The sequence below is a fragment of the Vibrio sp. 1874 genome (genome assembly GCF_033344395.1).
Lineage (GTDB): Bacteria > Pseudomonadota > Gammaproteobacteria > Enterobacterales > Vibrionaceae > Vibrio > Vibrio alginolyticus.
The window spans coordinates 1-1,270 of the sequence record NZ_JAWPOR010000102.1 but is presented as its reverse complement, the minus strand read 5'-3'; the positions used below and the strand labels follow the sequence as shown (position 1 = coordinate 1,270).

The 1,270-nt window shown below is 49.3% G+C and carries 1 protein-coding gene and 1 pseudogene; both read left to right on the top strand.

What is annotated here, in order from left to right; all coding sequences use genetic code 11:
* A partial coding sequence (gene flgK, locus R8N46_RS24850) for a flagellar hook-associated protein FlgK (RefSeq protein WP_318189729.1) occupies positions 1 to 1,038 on the top strand: 1,038 nt, incomplete at its 5' end.
* Positions 1,039 to 1,049: 11 nt separating this feature from the next.
* Positions 1,050 to 1,270 (top strand): annotated as a pseudogene (locus R8N46_RS24845) (flagellar hook-associated protein 3); the annotation flags it as partial.

The following is a 1,270-nucleotide window of genomic DNA, read 5'->3' as shown; positions in this document are numbered from 1 at the left end:
AACGCCGCGCTTAACGACGCGACAGTGAAGCCAGAATCGATGCCTTACCGCCAGCAAATCATCAATGAATCAGAAGCATTGGCTCGACGCTTCAACACACTAACTCAGTCTTTGCACAACCAACATAAAGACATGAATGATCAGCGCACCGCTGCGCTGTCTCATGCAAGCAGTCTGATGTCGAACATCGCTCACGTGAACAAGCAAATCGTTGAAATGCAAGGTACAGGCGGTAACCCTGCTCAATTGATGGACACGCGTGAAAAGCTGATCGGTGAGCTGTCACAAGTGATCGAAGTGAAAACAACCGATCAACCGGATGGCAGCATGCAGGTGACGTTGGTTTCTGGTCAGCCGTTAGTCATGGGCTCGGACTTTGGTCAACTGTCTGCGATTCCTGATCCAAGCGATCCGTATCTTGCGGATCTGCACGTGAATTTTGCTAATCAAAGCTTCGCTATTGGCGATTCGGTCGGGGGTAAGTTGGGTGCCATCAACGATTACCAAACCGACGTTCTAAAGCCAAACCAAGTGGCGCTTGATGACATGGCAAAAGCTCTGGCAGATGAGTACAACGCGGTACTTGCTACAGGTAAAGACTTGAAAGGCAATGCTGGCAAACCACTGTTTAACTACGACCCTGATAACCCAGCGGCAAGTTTAACCATCACAGATTTGAGCGCGGAAGAATTGGCGTTTTCAAGCGATGGTACGCCGGGTAACGCGAATGTTCTTAAATCTTTGATTGATTTGAGTAACAAACCGGTTGCGGTAACGGGCTACGGCTCAGTGAGCTTGAACGATGCCTTTACCTCAATGGTTGGCCAAACGGCGATCAAAGCGCGTCAGGCCGATGCGGATTACCAAGCAAAACTGGCAATGAGCAAGCAAGCGCATACCGCTCGCGACAACGTAAGTGCAGTGAACAGCGATGAAGAAGCCGCGAACTTGATGACGTTTGCTAACGCGCACAATGCCAACATGAAAGTGATCAGTACGGCGAACCAGCTGTTCGACTCTGTATTGCAGTTATTCTAGAGGAAACCCAGATGCGAATCAGTGATAACCAATTCAGCCAAATGATGCTGCAAAGCCTGCAGAGCAACAGCGCAGGCCTTGGGAAAGTACTTCAACAAATGTCGACACGTGAGCGACTGGCTAAACTGTCTGATGATCCAATGGCGTCTATCAAGCTGCTTAACTTGGAACGCGAAAACAGCGCGATTGCTCAATACCAAAGCAACATCGCAAACCTGAAAACAACGCTTTC